A 20,433-nucleotide genomic window follows, 5' to 3' on the forward strand; every position below is an offset into this window, starting at 1 on the left:
AGTATTTCTCGACCTATGACGAATCAAGCTCCTATCCCGGTTATTGTCAACGGTGCTGCTGGCAAAATGGGCCGTGAAGTGGTTAAGGCGGTGGCACAAGCGCCTGATTTAAACCTAGTGGGTGCAATTGACTACAGTTTAGAACATCAAGATAAAGATGCCGGGGAGTTGGCGGGTTTAAGCGAACCTCTGGAAGTGCCAATTACCAATCAATTAGAACCGATGTTGGGATATGTGGCTGGTGACAGACAGTCTCCTCCAGGGGTGATTGTAGACTTTACCCATCCCGATTCAGTTTATGACAATATTCGCAGTGCGATCGCTTACGGTATTCGTCCTGTAGTCGGCACTACTGGGTTAAGTCCAGAACAAATTCAAGACTTGGCAGATTTTGCCGACAAAGCTAGCACTGGTTGTCTAATTATTCCTAATTTTTCCATTGGCATGGTACTGTTGCAACAAGCTGCGATCGCAGCCTCAAAATATTTTGACCATGTGGAAATTATCGAACTGCATCACAACCAAAAAGCTGATGCTCCGAGCGGTACTGCCATTCAAACAGCGCAGTTATTAGGAGAATTGGGTAAAACTTTTAATTCTGCTGTTGTAGAAGAAACGGAGAAATTACCAGGAGCCAGGGGTAGTATCGCAGATGAAGGAATTAGAATTCATAGCGTCCGCTTGCCGGGATTGATTGCCCACCAGGAGGTGATTTTTGGCGCAGCAGGACAGATTTATACTTTACGACATGATACGAGCGATCGCGCTTGTTATATGCCAGGAGTGCTACTAGCGATTCGCAAAGTCTTAGCGCTAAAGTCGTTAGTATATGGATTAGAAAAGATACTTTAAACTCACTATTGGGCATTCATTACTTAGCACTCATGTTAGTACCACTGACTCGCCAGAAATTTGAACAAGTTGTCCCCCTAATTGCCACTGGTTTGCAGTACAAGTACTACTGGGGGAAATTCTCAAATTTTTTGCAACGGCTGTTAATTTCTGTAGTTGCGGTAGTTGTTATTTTGCTTGTAACAGTTATTTTCAAGCTTGAGTTTGCTTCAATAGTATTTGTACTAGGGGTAATTAGCGCTTTTTTTTGGCTGTGGTATCCAGTGTTTCAAGCAAGTATGCGGAATTTACAATGCCGTCGTTATAAGTACGGCGGCTTTTTCCGTGGTCGAGTCCTAGATTGGTGGATTACAGACCAGTTGATAGGTAAAACCGAAACAGTCAACAACAAAGGCGAATTGGTGATTGTAGAAAACCGAGAAAAACAGATAAATTTAGAGGTAGGTGATGACACAGGATTTAGCATTGAGTTTGTAGCGCCATTACGTCCTGCCCACAAAGTTATTACTCGCGGTCAAATTGCAGAAATGGTAGTGATGTCAAATCGCCCAGATTTGAGCAGTATTGATGAATTTAGCGATATATACTTTCCCAATCGTGACCTGTGGGTTAGCGATTATCCTTATCTGCGTCGGGATTTCTTTAACGAAGTCGGTCGTCGCTTGCGTGAAGACCAACAACAAAAGCCGCGTCGGCGGCGTCGTAGAGTAGAGGATTGAAGAAGTGATTACTAGACGACCTACACCTTGCATCTATGTAGGGTTCAAATCATTTAATAATTACGAGATTACGAGCTAAATATCGCCAATATCTCGGCAGGTTGCTCTCAACCGCAAAAATTCTCAATGGTTGTCCAAGAGGTTAGAGCATTTAAATTCGGGATAAATCTTTCCTGCCTGATTGCTAACGAGAGCATCCCACTTTGATGAGTTTTCCTTGCAAGCGATAAGTCACTGTCCCACAGGCAAAACCTGCCGACTTAGATTCTACATAAGGCCGTGTCGGCGGATTTTGTCTATCTAACCGCGATTTCCAATTGCCAGATATTTTTTTTAGAGTGGGATACTTGCTTAAAAATTGTGAGCCTGCAACAATATCGTGAGGCCCTTTAACATTTATTTTAGAGCTATTCATGTAAATATTATAATCATAAACAGCGTTTTTATTTTTAGTCTTATTATTAATATTTTTTCCAGGGAAAGCATAAAGAATGTTCCTAAGAATTCTGACATCAGATGATGTATAAGCAAATATTTGCCCGCCATTAAGTTCTGGACTTTGATTATTTAAAACAGCTGTGTTATTTACAATATCAACATGCTCGCTTAAAAATGCATGAATACCCGATCCACCATTATTAAATGCAAGATTATTTTGAACTAAAGTGTATCCTTTATATGCATCCAATTTGGAGTTATTTTGATCGTTTCTAGAACTATCGATAATAATACCATTACCGTCTGTGATCTTTCCGACTGCAATCCAAGGGATGTACATACGATTGTTGTAGGTTTTGTTGTTAGTAACAAACATCTTGTATCCCCGCTTATTGTCAGAGTTCCAACTATTCAAAATTGAAATGCCACTGTTACCATAAACGCTATACCAGGCATTATCGAACACTTCGTTATTATCTATTGTCACATAGTCCGATTGAATAGCGGAAATGCCTGCTCCTCCACACTTATGTACTTTGTTGTTGACAATACGTATATGGTGACTATGACCATTTGTTCGTCCATCCACACTGATGCAGTTTCCATTTGTTAGCGGGTTTTGTTTGTTAGTCTTCTGACTCATCGCATAATCAAGGGTTATATTGGCATTATTTCCTATTACCTCCAGCCCATTTATCTCGATATATGAAGCTCCATTTGAAATCGAGATACCGTTCCATGTATTGTGCTGAATTTTTGGGAAATGACCGGGATATGCTTTATACTTAATCCATGCATTTGCAGTTCCAGAACGTCTAATACTTACTGCACTACCAGCTTTTCTTAAATTTGTGTACACTCCGTTCATAATCAATACTGTATCGCCAGGGTTAGTCAGATTTGCTGCCTTTTGAATTGTTCTAAAGGCGGATGAAATAGAGAGTCCGCTATTTGTGTCATTTCCAACACCACTAACATAGTATGTTTTTGGAGTTGCCCTAATACTGATTAGCTGACGGTTGGATAAAATAATTTCCTTGTTAGTAGATACCTGACGAACGTTTTTAACTAAAGATACTTTTATTCCCTCTCCATCAGCCAAAAGACTTAATACCACAGGAATTGTAAGATATGCACTTAAATTGAAACCTTGAATTACCACAAGAAAAGGCTCCTTGAACGGCACGACTTCAGAAAAATATCAGGATATTCAATGATTGATGAATACTCTTTTGGATACAAAATATAATAATAGAGTCGACTTTCCTAGCTCCCCCGATTTCCATCTTGTCCATAAGCTTGCCAAGCTAAGTCTACCAACCCATCAACGATCGCAGCTGCTACAACTGCATTTCCTTTGCGGCCGTCAATTATAATGTGAGGTACTAGAGAGTCTTGTAAACGCTCCTTAGCTTCATCAACATTTACAAATCCCACTGGAGTTGCGATCGTTAAAGCAGGTCTAATTTCCTCAAGTTCAATTAAATCCAGCAGTGCAGTCAGGGCCGTTTGTGCTTGACCCACCACAAAAATTCCCTCTGGATAACGCTTTGCTAAGGTTTCTATTCCCCACGCTGCGCGAGTCTTTTCTTTTTGAGGGCGTGTGAGAGCTTCCATGCTGCAATACACTGGATTCGCAAAGGTATTTTGAATATCGTAGGCAATACCTACTTGTACCATCGGGACATCTACCACAATCGTGGTACGTGCGGCTAGCGCTGCTGCTCCAGCTTGCAAGGCACGCTCAGAAAAGCGAATCAAAGACTTATACTCAAAGTCAGCCGTGGCGTAGATTACCCGACGCACAATCTCATACTCTGCGGGTGAAAAGACATGATCGCCAATTTCACTATCAATGATTGCTAAACTTTGAGCATCAGTTACGTGCCATTCCATTTTTGTTGAGCTTCTCAAATATTAGCTTTCAGCTTATCAGCTTCAGAGAGTTAAGAGTTAGGAGTTAAGAGTTATAAGTTAATTAAACTACTCATTCCTAACTACTCACTCATAACTCATTACTAGAAGAAGACCGGCTGAAAATAGGAGATAGGTAGGCAACCAAGACGCCAATGAGAAACCCAGAGATATTGCGAACTAAAGGCAACCAGTCGCTTGTACGTGTCACAACTGGCCCAATGCCGAAGGCAATAAACAAGATTCCCCATAAAGGTGAGAAAATTAAAGCCCATTGCCAAGCAAAAACTTGTCCTTTTTGGCGGGGTTGAGCTGCAAACCCACAAATCACCCCACCAATAACTGAGGTAATCAAGGTGAGAATCCACTGCTCTCGTGGTAATCCGGGGACAACATTGCAACCCCCTTTGAGCAAACAGCCTTTAACCGATTCTAAGGCTTGGAGAATGGCTTGGTCTTCGCCTTGCTCGCGGACAAAATACAAATTACCGAAGCGAGTTTGCAGTTCTATCCAAAAAGTCCGGGGTAAAAGTTTATAAACAGCATCGCCGACGCTAAAACTGAGGATGTTACCGCCGCGAGAATCGGCAACGAGTAGAATACTTTTGTCATCCAAACCCCAATATTTGATCACCGCGCGACCTGGGGTGCGGTCATATTGGGTTAAGACTCGCAATTTCCAGCCCGTGTCGGCTTCAAACTGCTCTAAATCTTTGACAAGCTTTTCTTCTTGCAGTACAGGCAGAGATTTAGCTAAATCTACAACTGGGGTAAAGGTGTCAGGAAGTAACTCAGGATTGTCATAAGCCAATGCTGGGGGAGAATGCATCACCCAAATTGACCCAGCCAGGAAAAATACTGCAATAGATACTAGAATTCGTCGCCAAAAACAAGATTGCATGGACGTTTTTATACAAATATTAACGGTAAAAGCGAACAAGTTGTTTTAAAAGAGTACTAGAAAAATGATAGTCCTTTACACTTGTTTACTTTACTCTAATCTAGGGGATCAAAGCAAAAGGTTTTTGAGTATTGGGCATGGGGCAGGAAACGTAGATTCGGTTAACCGTTCGCGTAGTGTCCCTGTAGGGAAGAGCAACCCAACAAAACAATGTCAATGTTGGGTTGAGGAACAAAACCCAACCTACAATTAAGTCTAATTTGGGGTTTGAAAACACGCTCTAGGGACTAGGAAAAAGTTTTCAAATACCAATGCCCAATGCCCTATGCCCTATGCCCTATGCCCTAATTCAATCTTCGTCATCAAAATTGTTTTCCCAGCTAGTGGCATCGTTATAACCGTCATTAGCGCGGTACACTTCTGCTTTGATTCGGCGATTTTCTTGCCTTAACACTTCTCGTTCTCGCAACGTTAGAGGTGGTTTTTCATTGGTTGGTAAGCGATCGCTCGTCCGCCTTACGGGTTTTTGGCGCGTGAAGTTTTTCCAAGCAGCTTTCGCGCCAATAAAAATGCTGCGCGTACCTACTTGCAGATTTTGAGCCTGTTTTCTTGCAGTATCAAGACTTTGGTCAACTTGCTTCGCGACTTGACTAGCACTTTTTACGCCCTCACTGACATCATCAGTTAAGTCAGTGATTTCTAAGCCAGTCACGCGGATAGCTTCTAGAGTGGGTGGTAACTCCCGCGAGAGAGTATCAAATAGCTTTTCTGCACTGCGAGCCGCGCGTGCTAACTCCTGCAAAGCCGGTATCGCCGCCACTAAAACCGCAGTCAAGCTTGTAGCGACTAAAAGTAAGGAAAGTCCCAACCAAAACAGGGGTTCAATCACGGTTATGTCATTTATGAGCGTTCTAATGGCTGGGGAAGCGAATCTGAGTCTTCAACAGATGTTTGTCGCTTCAAGACTTGGCTTTCTCGCTGGCTGGCATCTACACCTGCTGCGATCGCTTCCCGTAATCGATCTAAAGTCTCATCCCAGTTTCGCAGTGCACTAGCAGAGAGACGATCTGCCTGAATTTGCACACTCATTGATAAATCTTCTGCCAATTCTGGGATAGCATTAGCAGATTTTTTCAAAATTTTACGCGTTTCGCGCCCTGTGCGTGGAGCCACGAGTAAACCAGTCAAAGCACCGATTGTAGCTCCCAGCATCAAACCGCCAAAAAATACTCCAGAACGGTTATTAGACATGTTATTGTTTCTCTCCTTACACCCATTTTAGGTGGGTTTTCTCTCCTTGTAAGACTCAACCGATTTTATTCAGTTAATCTATGGTGACAAAATATCAGCCAGAAATGTTGCTTTTATTCATTAATATCAAAACTATTAATTACTTATAATTTAAAACTCCACACCACTTGCGGGATGGAGTTTTTGGGCATGGGGCATGGGGAAGAGTCTTCAATGCCCAATGCCCAATGCCCCAAGCGGCGGGGCGGCTATCCCTCTCCACGCCACTTGCGGGATAGAGTTTCCCGCCGCTTTCAATAAATGTTCGTGTGAACCTGACATAACTCATTTTGCAACTGTTCTTTTCCGAGATATTAACTCTAGCTTCAGAAAATAACGCTGCCAGATTTGCCGTCCTAGCAAAAGTAGACTGATAATTTGCCGCACTTGTTGAATTTGTATTTGTAGTGCTTGATTTCTCTGCCGTAAGTTATAAATATTCTGTTGGCTGAGATAAATATTTTCGGGTGCTTTATTCAGTGCTGCATTGGTACAACTTTCATAGGCGGTTAACCTATCTGCTATATATGCTAACTGCTGCTTAAGTTGCCACACCCGCCAAGCCACATAGAGTAGTACCAGTGAAATCAGGGTGTTAATTATGACAACTAAAATTACCATTGTTTATCTTGACCAATATTAGCTTTGAGGAATTGTTCTATATACTTGATTTCGCTCTTATTTAATGATGAAGAAACTAAAGGATAAAATTTATGGCACCAAGTACATCCTGAATTCTGGCAATAAAAAGTAGTTAGATGATGCTCTAAGCGATATTGAAAGACTTGACTACGTGAAAATTAGTGTAACAAAGGCTGATAGCTAAAAAATCGCCAATTTGCCAATTTTGTAACAATGATATGTCCACACCTCGCAAAACCACAGCTACAATTGCCTTAGATTCACAACTCGGTTTGCGAAATCAACCCGTATGCTCCATAAGCCCCATCATTACTACTTCCCACTCCTTAACCTGATAATCCTAGTCAATTTGCGAGCTTTGTGGGATGTAAGCACAATGGTATAGACCCTTCAACAGATGGTGAGAGAACTACACTACACTCCTTGGAGACTCCCCAGCATTGCCTTTATTATTGTGCTCCTACCTTTACCAGTTTTCCAGTCTGTCGTGTGCAGTTAACTAATATTTTGCCTGTAAAAACCTCACTAGTGGATCGCCAACCAAAAATTGCTGGGTGTGGACTTGGGAAACAGATAAGTGATAAAGGAGAAAGTCTATTAATTCCTCTTCCCTTAACCTTTACCCCTTTCTTTGCCGAAGGCTTTCCCCTCAGCCCTTAATCTCTTCCCCGCTGAAGACTTTCCCTTGGTATTTTACTAATACTTTACCAATAATGATTATCTTTTTTTATACATCCAGTAGGAGTTGAGGATGTCAAAAAAATCACCATTGAATAATTTCTTCCCAACTATTCTTGCTGCTTTGACAATTGGATTTGTTGGGTGTGGAAATCAAGCTGTAAGAACTACATTCACTCAGACTAACACCCAGATAAATGAGAATCTTCCCCAAGTTGTAGCGACTACAAGCGTACTGTGTGACTTAACCAGGCAGGTTGCTGGAAATACAGTTAACCTCACCTGCTTAATTTCCCCTTCTACCAACCCCCAATTTTATAAACCAAAACCGGAAGATCGTAAAGCCATTGAACAAGCTAATCTTATTCTTTATAATGGTTACAATTTGGAACCAAATCTGATCGAGTTAATTAAAGCGACTAAAAACCCTACACCAAAAATAGCCGTCGCTCAACTGGCAGTACCTAAGCCACAAAAATTTCAGGTAGATGGTAAGAATGTAAGCGATCCTCATATTTGGCACAATACCAAAAATGCTATCAGAATGGTGGAGGTAATTAATAGTAATTTGAGAAAATTACAATCTAGTGATGCAGAGGCTTATAGCAGTAATACTAAAAAAATTACCAATGAACTCACTCAACTAGATAGCTGGATTAAGTCAAGAATTGCCAGTATTCCTACCAAAGAACGTAAGTTGGTTACAACCTCTGATGCACTGAGTTATTACGCCAAAGCATACCGTATTTCATTGACAGGAGGATTGCAAAGTATTAGTACTAAAGAAAAGCTGACAACCGAACGAGTCAATAAGTTAGCTACAAACATCAAACGGGCTAAAGTATCAACAATTTTTGCTGAAGTGGAAATTAATCCTAATTTGATTCAATCTGTAGCCACAGAAGCTGAAGTGAACATTTCTGACAGAAAGCTGTATGCTGAGGGACTTGGTGAACCAGGAAGCGACGCAGACACTTATCAGAAAATGATGATTGCCAATACACGCACAATTGTGGAAGGATTAGGAGGCACGTATTTGATGTTTGAAAGAAAAGCTTCTAGGTAGCCAGAACATCAATTTAGTAATCCGAAAAACTCAGTTTATTAGTAGTAAGTTGGGTTGAACTGCCGTTCAACCCAACCTACATTGATAGATTTTATTATTTAAAATTTAAAATCGTTAGACTGAACCTCACGACAAGTCCAAAATCCAAAATCCAAAATTGACTCACCATCCCCAAGTACCAGGAGCGCCTTTAAATGGCCCAACAATATCACTGGTTATCCAACCGCCATAGAAGTTACCTGGTTGTGGTTGAACCTCTTCGTCATTAACGTAGCATTTATCCATTAAATGAGCATAAAAAGCTACATAGTCCTTCATAGATTCAAAGGCTGGTGTGGGTTTGGGGTAGAACCAAGCAGCATTATGGACTTGTTTATCACCAACTCGGATTGTGTAGTAACCAGCACTTCCTTTCCACTCACAAAAGCTAGATTGCGGAGTCATCTGTAGATATTCCATTTTGATATCCGCTGGGGGAATGTAGTAAGAAGGAGGATGACTAGTTTCTAAAACACGTTTGGCGCTGTGAGTATCTACAATTACTACTCCATTAAAGATTATTTGGATATGTTTGGTTGTGTCCTCCAAAAGAGGAGGACGGGGGTAATCCCAAACTGATTCTTGTCCGGGAGCGGGTTCGATGCGTTGAAAATTAACCATCATCAAGAGTATTGAGTGCTGAGAGAGGAAAAATTACTTAGTACTAATGTAGTTAGTAAAGCAGCAACTCTCCTTGTGAAGTCACTGCGATTTTTTAACTCAACCCTCTTCATCGTACCTGTTTAAGAGCATCAACTTGCTTGGTAAACATTTCAGTGAATAAACTAAGCACAGTCCGTTCTTCGCGCACTTTTATATTGGCACTGATAGACATACCTGATTGCAAGTTAACTTTTTTATCCTTAATCACTAGGGATTGTTTGTCTAATGAGACTTTTGCCGGAAACCTGTAAAACTGATGGGTTTGGTCTGGCGGTAATGCGTCTGAAGCTATCTCAGTCACTTTTCCCTTAATATCGCCAAACTCGCTGTAAGGAAAGGAGTCAATTCTGACATCTACTTTCATACCTTTTCGCACAAATCCAATATCTTTGTTAGTGATAAAAACTTCAGCAATATAGTTTTCTTTGGGGACAATTTGCAACAGTTTTGTAGTTGGAGTTGCGACAAATCCGGGATTTTTTGCTTGCAAATCGAAAATTGTTCCAGCTACAGGTGCGCGGAGTTCTTGATATTTAACGTTTAACTGTGATTGAGATATTTTACTATTGACATCTGCCAAACGCTGCTCATTTTCCAGCACAACTTTCATGAATTGGCTATCGATTGTAGCAATCTGCTGTTTGTTCTGGGCTATCTTATCCAAAATGTTTTTATCAGAAACAGCCACCGTATTGCTTAACTCTTGTTGTCCTTTTTCTATATCAAACTGAAGGCGTTTTAGTTCTTCACCTAGTTGCGCTACTTCTGCCGTGCGGTTTTGAACTTCTTGTTGCTGATTGAGATACTGAAGTTGAGAAATTCCACCTTCTTCTGCTAATATCTTCAGCTTATTTAAAATCCCCTCTTGAATGGCTAAACTTGATTTACTATCTTCCAGCTTAATTTGATTTTGAAGCAGTTGTTTTTTTGTCTTTTCTACTTCTAATCGCGCTGCGGAAGACCGAGAGTCTAATTCTTGTTTGGCAACTCGTAGAAGTTGTTGTTCATCAATCCCTACTCTAGAATCTTGACCAGAATTTTTTAATTGAGTGCGGAATAATTCATTTTCTGCTACTAATGCTGCCCGACTTTTCAACAGAAAAGCAGTTTCTTGTGGCAAGTTACTGCGCAAATATAACATTTCCGAGCCATTGGCAGTACTTGCATTCATCAATCGCCGATAAATTTGATTTTCTTTCATTAATGCAAGGCGAATTTTATTCAAAGAATTTAATTCGGCAACAGAGGCTATGGAATCAAAAGTTAGCAGTAAATCACCTGGCTTCACTTCTTGTCCATCTTTTACATTAACTGTTTTCACCACTCCACTCACAGGAGCTTGAACTTCTTTGACTGTTCCTTGGGGTTTTAATTGCCCGGTTGCTGGCACTACTTGCTCAATTTTTGCAAAATAAGTCCAACCAATACCAAAGCAGGCTAGCCCCACTAGTGTAATCATGATTGTACGCGACCAAATGGGAGATTGGCGCAAGACAATAGATTGCTCAAATTCCAGATTGTTTAAGCTAGTTAAAGACTCTTGAGCAGCTTTTTGTTGTTTTGTCAGTATCTGTGAATCGTGCTTCACTCCATTTTTGTGATTGCCGTTTTTGTGATTGCCGTTGAGGTGATTCCCATTAAGTTGAGTCATAACGATTTTGGGTTTTGGATTTTGAATTTTTTGTGGGTTGGGCAATGTTTCCCGATGCCAAAAACCTTTGCCCTCAAGAATGACTAATTACAAGTTTACATCTTGTTGCTGATACAGGTAATAATAATGACCCTTAGTAGCCATTAATTCTTGATGGCTACCTTGTTCTATAACTCTGCTATTATCCATCACAACAATCATATCTGCATTACTGACAGTATTCAGTCGGTGGGTAATAAAAAATACTGTATCACCCTTGAATGCTTTGGCTAAGTTGAGACATATTTGCCGTTCTGTGGGATAATCTAATGCACTAGTTGCCTCATCTAAAACTAATAATTTTGGTCGTTGTAAAACTGAACGAGCGATCGCAATTCTTTGTCGTTGTCCACCTGAAAGTGCAGAACCCCGTTCTCCCACCCGCGTGTTGTAACCGTTTGGTAAGTTCATGATAAACTCGTGGGCGCACGCAACCTGAGCCGCTTCGATAATTTCTTCGGTTGTGGCATCGGGATTAGTTAGGGCAATATTTTCCTGAACGCTGCCGTCAAACAATAATGTCTCTTGAGGAACTACACCAATTTGTCGTCGCAACGAATAAAGTTCCACTTTGGCGATATCATAACCATCAATCAAAATTCTGCCGGACTCCGTTTCGTAAAGTCTCAGCAGTAATTTCATCATCGTACTTTTACCAGACCCACTTTGCCCGACAATGCCGATAAATTTACCTGGCTCAAATTCCAGGTTGACGTTAGAAAGTTGTAGAGGGCCGCTTGTGCCAAACCGGAAGGAAACATTTTCATATTTCACTGCTCCCTTAATCGTAGGTAAGGGTATATTGTAGCGGTCTGTTTCTCCTTCTTGTGGGGTATCGACAATATCGCTTAAACGCTCTAGAGACAAGGCTGTTTCTTGGAAGCTTTGCCAGAGTTGAGCTAAACGTAATATTGGGCTGGTGACATAACCCGATATAATCCTAAAGGCAATTAATTCGCCTAAAGTTAATTCTTGTTGCAGTACTAAATAAGCTCCTACCCACAAAACTAGTAAGCTGCTGAGTTTGTTGAGAAAGTTGCTGGTAGAGTTAGCGAGGGTAGAAGTAACAACGGTTTTAAAACCAGCAGCGACAAACCGGGCGTAACGTTCTTGCCAGGAAAAGCGCGATCGCAATTCGATATTTTGTGCTTTTACTGTTTGAATTCCTGACATCACCTCCACTAGATAAGATTGAGTTTCGGCGTTGCGTTCGGCTTTACCACGTAACTGTCTGCTAATGGTGGGAGAAGCAACTAAAGTGATAATCACAAATATTGGAATTGTGCTTAAGCCTACTAAGGTGAGTTGCCAACTGTAAATCAGCATTACACCGATATAGACCAGCGAAAACAAAGCATCTAATCCGACTGTTAAAGCAGTACCAGTCAAGAATTGGCGGATATTTTCTAGTTCGTTGATGCGAGTGGAAAGTTCACCCACCGGTCGGCGTTCAAAGTAGCGCAGTGGTAAACGTAGTAAGTGGTCAATAATTTGCGACCCTAAACCCATATCGATCCGGTTAGTGGTATCGACAAATAAGTAGGTTCGTAAGGTAGTCAATACTGCTTCAAATAGCCCGACAACTAAGAGCAAAACCCCCAAAATATGTAGTGTACCAATACTATTTTGAGTGATAACTTTGTCGATAATTAACTGAACGACTAAAGGATTTGCCAACGCTGCCAACTGCACGAAAAAAGAAGCGATAAAGACCTCTATTAGGACTCGACGGTGCTTTGACAAGTAGGGTAGAAACCACCGTAAACTAAAACGTTCTTGGGGTGTTTGGTTGGTCGCAGTCAGCAGTAATACCCGAACTTTGGGCGGAAAGTCAGTTGGATCGACATCTAATTGTTCAACCAATTGAGCGGGTTTGCAGCGCACAATTCCTTTGGATGGAACACCCACAACCACGGTATTGGCATCTACTTGATATAAAACGGCAAAATTATCACCGTAGCGAATCAGCGCAGGTGTCGGAATGCGCGTGACTGAAGCGACTGGTAACTCTATCAACTGCGCCTTCAGTCCAATTAACTCTGCCAGGTAAGCAGTAACTTGAAACGATATAGTCCCTTGACGTTTGATTTGCTCAGTTAAGATGCGGCGAACCACCTCTCGACGAAACGGCATTTCTAGGTGCTTCGCGATCATTTGGAAGCAGGCGAAGGCTGAATTTAGTTCTCCTTTACCGCCAAAAAATGGATATTTTTGTTTTGACGCATTCTTTGAGTTTTGGGGGGCTGGCTGTGGAACTATTTCGTCTGATGCGTAGGGAATAATATCTAAGTCGTCAGCGCTATCTCTATCTACTCTGGTTTCAGTTATTGCAAGTTCTATCTCATGACTATCTTCTAAGATCAAATCTGACGGATGTATACCAAGCAAGCGTGCGGGGTTTTGACCGATGACCTGAATTTTGTCTCTGTCATCGTCTGGTTCTAGGCGATCGCTAGGTGAAAAATTCGTGACTGTACCACCGCCACTCACAAACCAAACGCTTTTGCTATCCAGTTGGTTAAATGGAGTTTTTCCTGAAGGTAGATAATATATTTTCGCTTGGGGTAAGGCTTTTTCTGCCAATTCTCTGAAATTTAAAGTGGCGATCGCTTGCTTTTGCCAATAGGAAGCGAGAATATCGAAAACTTCTACCAAATAAATGCGGTTCTTCCGAGCTTCGGCAAAAGCTGGGTATGAAGCCAGAAAGCTAAAATATGCTGATGCACTCAAGGTTAAACATACTACTTCGGTAGAAGCGATCGCTGTTTCACAGGCGACATCGCGTAACAAACCAATTTCACCGATAATTTCCCCCGGTTGTAGTAATTTTAGGGTGATTGGCAATTGCGTCTGGGGATCGTATCCCAACAGCCGCACTTGTCCCTCATAAATGATGGTGATGTTTTCCGGGAGACTTTCTTTACCGATGATTTTCTGGCCTATGCGATAGCGCCAGGCTTGCAGTTGTTCTGATAAATTAGCGATCGCTCCATCTGGCAATTTCTCAAACCCTTCTAGGGTGGTGAGAAATTCGGGAAAAGTGTTCTTAATATAAGTCATATAAAACAAGTTAAAGTGAGGAATTAAGTCGAAAATATTAGGGAGTATCTCTTTTACTAACAGTGGCAGTGTTTGGTTTTATGCCAGCAGTGACAAGACTTCTGTGGAATTCAGGTGTTTAAATGTGTAAAAGCACAGAGGGCAAGTTCGTCTAATTGCAGACCTGTATTTATATCAGACGGGGACGATTGTTATGCGTTTTTCAAAATAAAGCATACTATAAATAGATCGAGGACAAGTTATCACTTGGTTAACGCTACATAATTTATACAAATAAAATCAATCTTTATTGCAACTATGCAAGATGGATACTTATCATCAAATCAAAATACATAAACGTGGTTGTTAAATTTAGCGCTGTATATTTCACTTTATGATAGTCAACATGAAAATATCACAGATGCTTTTCTAAGTAAATACCCTAATTAAGAATTATGTAATAAAAAAAACTTTAAATTTCTGAATTATTTTTTACAAATTCTCGAATACAGGGATTGACAATATCATTTATGGCGAAAAAACAGGAGTTTTCCTTGTTAAACATCACCTATACCTAATTATGAAATAATTCTCCATCACTTTTTTGCTAGCTTAATTTAATAAAAATTAACTTGAAAAGTAAAGCGGAAGATTTTTTCACCCTAGAGGAATCAACTATTAAATTTATGAAGGAAAGACAATAACTGCCTTCAGTAAATTTACTAGTTTAATTAATAGCGAGTCCATTTAATCACCATGCATAAAACAACCTTATCCCGGTTGCGGCATGAGGTTGTTTTATTTTTCTAAGTAATTACTCGCCTTCAATACTAAGCAAGATTGGCACTCAAATTGACCTGCACAATCACATCGTTGTAATCTTTGTCACCACCATTTGGTAAATCCTCAAAACCAAAGGTGTTATTTCCCAATAGTCGAATGTGATCTACCCGATCTGAATTAGCACCTAAAAATGTGAAGTAAACATTCTTATTGCCATTGCCACTGAGAATCGCATCGGGTCTGCCATCCACAATAATAAATGGTGCAAACAAAGAATTCGGCTCGAAAGTGCCAGTGTAATTTGCACTGCCTTGGTTGCCTACCGTCAAGTCAATGCCTGCAACACGCCCACGCACAGCAGCTTCGGCGTAGCCAGCCTGGCCAACGAGAATATCTGCCGTGCCATCGCCATTGGTGTCAATACCACCATTTTCATCAGCCACCTGATAAAAGCCGACAAAGTTATTGTAAGATGCCTCTCTGTTGACTTGAAACTCAGCTGTTACCGATTGTGTCACACTCCGTAAATCAATCAGTTCGCCTTGATATTCGCCTTGCAGATCAGTACCTAAAGATACCTCTTGATTGGTTGGCTGAATATCCACTACCAAATTCTGAAAATTAAGAGAAAATCCTTGAGCTTCTATGTTGTTATTTGTACCTGAGGAAAAAAGCACACTTGAGAAGGGGGTTTTTCCAGACACTACAGCTTGAGTAGTACTGTTGGATACTAGATAAAATCTGAGTTTAGTATCAGAGTTGAATTCTAATATGTTTTTCAGGTCGGCGGGATTAAAACCATTAGGCAAATTGGCAAGAGTGGAGAAAACCACCTTTGAACGCAAAAGAGCCGCTTGTGTATAGCCTTCTGCACCAGGGGCTATGCCGTTAATCCTACCTTCTTCATCGTCAACAGTAAATACATTTAGTTCATTCACCTCTTTAGAGGTGTTGTTTTTAATCTTGACTGAGAGTTTTGCTTTATCATCTTTAATGTTCAGCTTAGTCTTGACACTAAAGATATCGCCTGTAATTGTCACTAGAGGAGTATCGTCAGCAACCGTAAGTTGAAACACATCACTGGCTTGCTCTCCTACAACATCCTTAGCTGTGATTTTGATATTCAAACTACCTACGTCCTCATTCTCAGGAGTACCACTGAAGGTAAAGGTAGTAGGATTGAAGTTCAACCAAGTGGGTAGTAGCTCATCATTTTCCAGGGTTGCAGTGTAGGTGAGGATGTCTCCAGCATCCACATCGCTAAAGGTGTCAGCTGGGACAGTAAAGTTAAAGAGTGTGTCTTCAGTGACTTGCTGATCTGCAATTTCTTTTACTAAGACTGGAGGATCGTTGACATTATTAATCGTGATTTTAAACACATCACTGGCTTGCTCTCCTGCAAAATCTTGAGCGGTAACTTTGATGTTTATACTACCTACGTCTTGATTTTCAGGAGTGCCACTGAAAGTCCTGGTAGCAGCATCGAACTTCAACCCTGTCGGCAAAGGCGTATCATCGGGCAGAGTTGCAGTGTAGGTAAGGGTATCTCCGACATTTGGGTCAGTGAAAGTGTCATCTGGTACAGTGAAGGTGAAGAGAATACCTTGAGTGGCTTGTTGGTCTGCGATCGCCTTGGACAAGACTGGAGGAGTATCAACAGTGAGTTTAAACACATCACTGGCTGTTTCTCCACCAACATCCTTAGCGGTAACTTTGATGTTTAGACTACCTACGTCCCCATTATCGGGAGTACCACTGAAAGTCTTGGTAGCAGCATTGAAATTCAACCCTGTCGGCAAAGGCGTATCGTTGTCCAGAGTTGCAGTGTAGGTAAGGCTATCTCCGACATCTGGATCGGTGAAAATGTCATCTGGTACAGTGAAGCTGAAGAGAATACCTGGGGTGGCTTTTTGGTCTACGATCGCCTTGGACAAGAGTGGAGCAGTTAGTACTGAAGCGTAAACTGCCATTACTTCTGGCTGAAACGCCAGAGTAGGAACAATTGCTCCCGTAGAAACTTCCAGTTCCCAGTCACCACCTAATGCAGTACTCCCCGTTAAGTTATCAGACGCCGCTACTACTGCACCTGTGAATTCACTCAGGCGCTGTACAAATGCTTTACCTTGCTCTGTTTGCCCAACTTCGCAACCATACAACAGCAGTTGTGCATCTGCACTCAAAACATTTGCCCAGTCCATGAGTTGCCGAGCATAATGGTTAAGGGTTTGGTAGCTGAGTTGACTGTTCCCCAGATAAACTTGCCCTGGTGCGCCGTGAGAAACAATGTGTAGGGTATTGATTTCCCGATGAGTTGCCAGCACTTGGCTAATTTGTTCAATGCCATTCTGGTCAGGATCTAAGACTACAACAGAGGTGTTCGGCAATACACCTGCTACCAGACTTTGGTAGTTCTCAACCTGTGAGTCGATGAAAACTAAGTGAGTAGCAGGTATTTGCTCATACAAGTCTTGAGTTGGCTCTTTTGCGATCGCCATCGAAATGGTGTCTGACATAATTACTCTTATTAATTAATAGTTTTTTCGTTGCAGCCGTTGTGTGCTATATCCTGGAAATCACGTAGAAGCAGGATTTTTTTGGCATAGCCAAGGAGTCAATTATTAAACTGATATAAGAATCATATTTGATATCTGAACAAGATTTTAGATAAAATCCTGATAAAACCGGCTTTTCAGTCTCAGGATGTTTTCAAAAATTAAATTGGAATCTTAATATAAATATAAAAAGCTAATGGTAAACTTCAGTAAATATACTGCCTAAACTTTCGGCTCGATATTACCATACCATCAATAATAATAAATGGCGCAAACAGAGAATCAGCTTTGAAAGTCGCGGTGTAATTAACTGTCTTTTGGTTATTCACCGTCAAAAAATGCCTGTAACACGCTGATGCACAGGTTTAGGACTGATGCAAAGGTTTTATTGGCGATCGCATTTATACATAGATGAGTCCATATAATCGCCATACAGAAAAAAACCTCACCCCGCAACCGGGATGAGGTTGTATGATTTTTCTAAGTAATTACTCGCCTTGGCTCTAGGCAAGATTGACACTCAAATCGATCTGCACAATCATATCGTTGTAATCTTTATCACCACCATTGGCTAAATCTTCAAAACCAAAGGTGTTATTTCCCAACAGTCGAATGTGATCTACCTTATCTGAGTTAGCACCCAAAAATGAAAAGTAAATCTTTGGATCGTTATTGGCATTCTTATCGAGAAACTTATCCGCTTTACCATTGATAATAATAAAGGGTGCAAATAGCGAATCAGTTCCGAAAGTGCTGGTAGATGTTGCCGAACCTTGATTGCTCACCGTCAAGTCAACGCCTGTAACACGCCCACGCACAGCGGCTTCGGCATAACCTGCTTGTCCAACGAGAATATCTGCTTTACCATCGCTATTGGTGTCAATGCCACCATTCTCATCAGCCACCTGATAAAAACCGACAAAGTTATTCAATGCAGCTTCTCTATAAACCTTAAAGTCAGCCTTTACCGATTGTCCTACACCCCGTAAATCAATCAGTTCGCCTTCCTTTTTGCCTTGCAAATTTGTACCCAAAGATATTTCTTGATTTGTTGCCTGAACCGTTACAGCGAAATCTTGGAAGTTGAGAGAAAACCCTTCCTCTTGTGTGTTGGTATTTGTGGCTGAGGAAAAAACGACACTTGAAAAAGAGGCTTTTCCAGACAGTACAGCCTGAGTAGTACTGTTGGATACGCTATAGAATCGGAGTTTGGTATCAGAGTCAAATTCTAAGACGTTATTCACATCGTCATGCTTGAAACCCTTGGGCATATTAGCAAGGGAGAAGAAAATCACCTTGGAGCGTAAAAGAGCAGCTTGTGTATAGCCTTCTGCACCAGGAGCTATGCCATCAATCTTACCTTCATCATCATCAACATTAAATACACACAGTTCATTCACCTGTTTAAAAGTGCTGGTTTTAATTTTGATGGAGATTTTTGCTTTATTGCCTTTAGTCTTCAGCTTAGTCTTGACACTAAAGATATCGCCTGTAATTAATGTGAATAGAGTAGTAGGAGTATTTTTATCGGCAACTCCAAGTGTAAATATATCACTAGCTTCCTCTCCAGCAATATCTTTAGCAGTGACTTTGATGTTTAGATTACCTACATCCTTTTTTGTCGGAGTCCCACTGAAGGTAAGGGTAGCAGGATCGAACTTTAACCAAGTAGGCAGTAGGTCATCATTTTCTAGAGTTGCAGTGTAAGTCAGGGTATCTTCAACATCTGCATCGCTAAAGGTGTCAACTGGAAGGGTGAAATTGAAGACACTATCTTCAGTGGTTTCTTGGTCAAGAATTTCATTTGCCACCTCTGGCGCATGATTGAAAGGCGTACTAAACAGCGCCACCGCCGAGTCATCATATCCAGCAGTATAAAGGTATTTGCCATCGGAGCTGAGAGTTACAGAAGCCGCACCACCAAGTCCATCGACACCATCTGTATCATCTTTTTGAACTTCAACAAAACTTAGTTTGCCTGTGGTTGTATTCCGTTCAAACACAGCTACAGCCGAGTCATCATATCCAGCAGCATAGAGGTATTTTCCATCGGGGCTGACTGTGACAGAATAGATACCACCAAGCCCATCGACACTACTGATACCATCTTTTTGAACTTCCACAAAACTCAGTTTGCCTGTGGTTGTATCCCGCTCAAACACAGCTACAGCAGAGTCATCATATCCAGCAGCATAGAGGTATTTTCCATCGGGGCTGACTGTGAGAGATTTAGCACCAGCAAGTCCATCGACGCCATTTGTATCATCTTTTTGAACTTCTACAAAACTCAGCGCGCCTGTGGTTGTATCTCGCTCAAACACAGCTACAGCCGAGTCATCATATCCAGCAGCATAGAGGAATTTTCCATCGGGGCTGACTGTGAGGAATTCAGCACCACCAAGTCCATCGACACCATTTGTATCATCTTGTTGAACTTCTACAAAACTTAGTGCGCCTGTGGTTGTATCCCGCTCAAACACAGCTACAGCCGAGTCATCATATCCAGCAGCATAGAGGAATTTTCCATCGGGACTGACGGTGAGGGATTCAGCACCAGCAAGTCCATCGACACCATTTGTATTATCTTGTTGAACTTCTACAAAACTTAGTGCGCCTGTGGTTGTATCTCGCTCAAACACAGCTACAGCCGAGTCATCATATCCAGCAGCATAGAGGAATTTTCCATCGGGGCTGACGGTGAGGGATTTAGCACCACCAAGCCCATCGACACCATTTGTATTATCTTTTTGAACTTCCACAAAACTTAGTTTGCCTGTGGTTGTATCCCGTTCAAATACCGCTACAGCCGAGCCACTATATCCAGATGCATAGAGGAATTTTCCATCGGGGCTGACGGTGAGGGATTTAGCACCACCAAGCCCATCGACACCATTTGTATTATCTTTTTGAACTTCTACAAAATTCAAGATTTTCTGCGTCATATTTCCCTTGAGATTGCAAAATAGTTTGTAAAAGTAATATTCTTTTCTAGTAAAAGAGAAGAATGTACTATATAGCTTATTGTCTGATTTTTATTCAAGCCTCAGTAGATATACTAAGTATTTTTCAGATTGCGACTGATGTCAGGGCTTGAGTGGCGATTGAATTTATACATATATAGTTAAAGTTATTCCCCACAAATAAAACAACCCCATCCCGGAAGCGAG

14 protein-coding genes are annotated in these 20,433 nt (G+C 41.3%); 3 read left to right on the plus strand and 11 right to left on the minus strand.

What is annotated here, in order from left to right; all coding sequences use genetic code 11:
• The first annotated feature begins 15 nt into the window (after positions 1–15).
• Together dapB and RMY64_RS04110 are read left to right on the plus strand one after the other, a co-directional pair.
• On the plus strand, positions 16–852 hold the full coding sequence (gene dapB / locus RMY64_RS04105) for a 4-hydroxy-tetrahydrodipicolinate reductase (RefSeq protein ID WP_322673519.1): 837 nt from the start codon (positions 16–18) through the stop codon (positions 850–852).
• Positions 853–884: 32 nt separating this feature from the next.
• Positions 885–1,571, plus strand: a complete 687-nt coding sequence (locus tag RMY64_RS04110; protein ID WP_322673520.1) for a phosphate ABC transporter permease — start codon at positions 885–887, stop codon at positions 1,569–1,571.
• A gap of 184 nt (positions 1,572–1,755) precedes the next feature.
• Here RMY64_RS04110 and RMY64_RS04115 read toward each other — a convergent pair whose 3' ends face one another.
• The 6 genes from RMY64_RS04115 to RMY64_RS04140 form a co-directional block, all read right to left on the minus strand.
• The gene (locus tag RMY64_RS04115; RefSeq protein ID WP_322673521.1) at positions 1,756–3,171 is read right to left on the minus strand and encodes a right-handed parallel beta-helix repeat-containing protein; all 1,416 of its coding nucleotides are present in this window, start codon (positions 3,169–3,171) and stop codon (positions 1,756–1,758) included.
• 104 nt (positions 3,172–3,275) lie between these two features.
• Positions 3,276–3,905, minus strand: coding sequence for a precorrin-8X methylmutase (locus tag RMY64_RS04120; protein ID WP_322673522.1), 630 nt, complete (start codon positions 3,903–3,905; stop codon positions 3,276–3,278).
• 109 nt (positions 3,906–4,014) lie between these two features.
• On the minus strand, positions 4,015–4,824 hold the full coding sequence (locus RMY64_RS04125) for a TPM domain-containing protein (protein ID WP_322673523.1): 810 nt from the start codon (positions 4,822–4,824) through the stop codon (positions 4,015–4,017).
• A 349-nt stretch (positions 4,825–5,173) separates the two neighbouring features.
• Complete coding sequence (locus RMY64_RS04130; RefSeq protein WP_322673524.1) at positions 5,174–5,713, minus strand: DUF948 domain-containing protein; 540 nt, start codon at positions 5,711–5,713, stop codon at positions 5,174–5,176.
• Between the two features lie 11 nt (positions 5,714–5,724).
• Positions 5,725–6,075: a YtxH domain-containing protein gene (locus tag RMY64_RS04135; RefSeq protein WP_099101749.1), complete on the minus strand. Its 351-nt coding sequence runs from the start codon at positions 6,073–6,075 to the stop codon at positions 5,725–5,727.
• A gap of 324 nt (positions 6,076–6,399) precedes the next feature.
• On the minus strand, positions 6,400–6,735 hold the full coding sequence (locus tag RMY64_RS04140) for a hypothetical protein (protein WP_322673525.1): 336 nt from the start codon (positions 6,733–6,735) through the stop codon (positions 6,400–6,402).
• Positions 6,736–7,507: 772 nt separating this feature from the next.
• Here RMY64_RS04140 and RMY64_RS04145 point away from each other — a divergent pair.
• Positions 7,508–8,500 (plus strand): metal ABC transporter solute-binding protein, Zn/Mn family, encoded by a 993-nt coding sequence (locus tag RMY64_RS04145; RefSeq protein WP_322673526.1) that lies wholly within the window; start codon positions 7,508–7,510, stop codon positions 8,498–8,500.
• Between the two features lie 162 nt (positions 8,501–8,662).
• Here RMY64_RS04145 and RMY64_RS04150 read toward each other — a convergent pair whose 3' ends face one another.
• The 5 genes from RMY64_RS04150 to RMY64_RS04170 form a co-directional block, all read right to left on the minus strand.
• A complete protein-coding gene (locus tag RMY64_RS04150) occupies positions 8,663–9,160 on the minus strand; it encodes a DUF427 domain-containing protein (RefSeq protein ID WP_322673553.1) in 498 nt (165 codons plus the stop codon).
• A gap of 109 nt (positions 9,161–9,269) precedes the next feature.
• On the minus strand, positions 9,270–10,853 hold the full coding sequence (locus RMY64_RS04155; protein ID WP_322673527.1) for an HlyD family efflux transporter periplasmic adaptor subunit: 1,584 nt from the start codon (positions 10,851–10,853) through the stop codon (positions 9,270–9,272).
• A gap of 87 nt (positions 10,854–10,940) precedes the next feature.
• A complete protein-coding gene (locus RMY64_RS04160; protein WP_322699377.1) occupies positions 10,941–13,952 on the minus strand; it encodes a peptidase domain-containing ABC transporter in 3,012 nt (1,003 codons plus the stop codon).
• 809 nt (positions 13,953–14,761) lie between these two features.
• On the minus strand, positions 14,762–17,227 hold the full coding sequence (locus tag RMY64_RS04165) for a putative Ig domain-containing protein (RefSeq protein ID WP_322699378.1): 2,466 nt from the start codon (positions 17,225–17,227) through the stop codon (positions 14,762–14,764).
• A 542-nt stretch (positions 17,228–17,769) separates the two neighbouring features.
• Positions 17,770–20,208, minus strand: coding sequence for a beta-propeller fold lactonase family protein (locus RMY64_RS04170; protein WP_322699379.1), 2,439 nt, complete (start codon positions 20,206–20,208; stop codon positions 17,770–17,772).
• Positions 20,209–20,433: the final 225 nt, after the last annotated feature.

Source organism: Nostoc sp. DedQUE08 (assembly GCF_034530895.1).
In the GTDB taxonomy this organism is placed as follows: Bacteria; Cyanobacteriota; Cyanobacteriia; order Cyanobacteriales; family Nostocaceae; genus Nostoc.

Bases quoted from the DNA above. Each gene is read 5' to 3' on its own strand.
- dapB (WP_322673519.1), top strand. From the start codon at position 16: ATGACGAATCAAGCTCCTATCCCGGTTATTGTCAACGGTGCTGCTGGC.
- RMY64_RS04110 (WP_322673520.1), top strand. From the start codon at position 885: ATGTTAGTACCACTGACTCGCCAGAAATTTGAACAAGTTGTCCCCCTA.
- RMY64_RS04120 (WP_322673522.1), bottom strand. From the start codon at position 3,905: ATGGAATGGCACGTAACTGATGCTCAAAGTTTAGCAATCATTGATAGT.
- RMY64_RS04125 (WP_322673523.1), bottom strand. From the start codon at position 4,824: ATGCAATCTTGTTTTTGGCGACGAATTCTAGTATCTATTGCAGTATTT.
- RMY64_RS04135 (WP_099101749.1), bottom strand. From the start codon at position 6,075: ATGTCTAATAACCGTTCTGGAGTATTTTTTGGCGGTTTGATGCTGGGA.
- RMY64_RS04140 (WP_322673525.1), bottom strand. From the start codon at position 6,735: ATGGTAATTTTAGTTGTCATAATTAACACCCTGATTTCACTGGTACTA.
- RMY64_RS04145 (WP_322673526.1), top strand. From the start codon at position 7,508: ATGTCAAAAAAATCACCATTGAATAATTTCTTCCCAACTATTCTTGCT.
- RMY64_RS04150 (WP_322673553.1), bottom strand. From the start codon at position 9,160: ATGGTTAATTTTCAACGCATCGAACCCGCTCCCGGACAAGAATCAGTT.
- RMY64_RS04155 (WP_322673527.1), bottom strand. From the start codon at position 10,853: ATGACTCAACTTAATGGGAATCACCTCAACGGCAATCACAAAAACGGC.
- RMY64_RS04160 (WP_322699377.1), bottom strand. From the start codon at position 13,952: ATGACTTATATTAAGAACACTTTTCCCGAATTTCTCACCACCCTAGAA.
- RMY64_RS04165 (WP_322699378.1), bottom strand. From the start codon at position 17,227: ATGTCAGACACCATTTCGATGGCGATCGCAAAAGAGCCAACTCAAGAC.
- RMY64_RS04170 (WP_322699379.1), bottom strand. From the start codon at position 20,208: ATGACGCAGAAAATCTTGAATTTTGTAGAAGTTCAAAAAGATAATACA.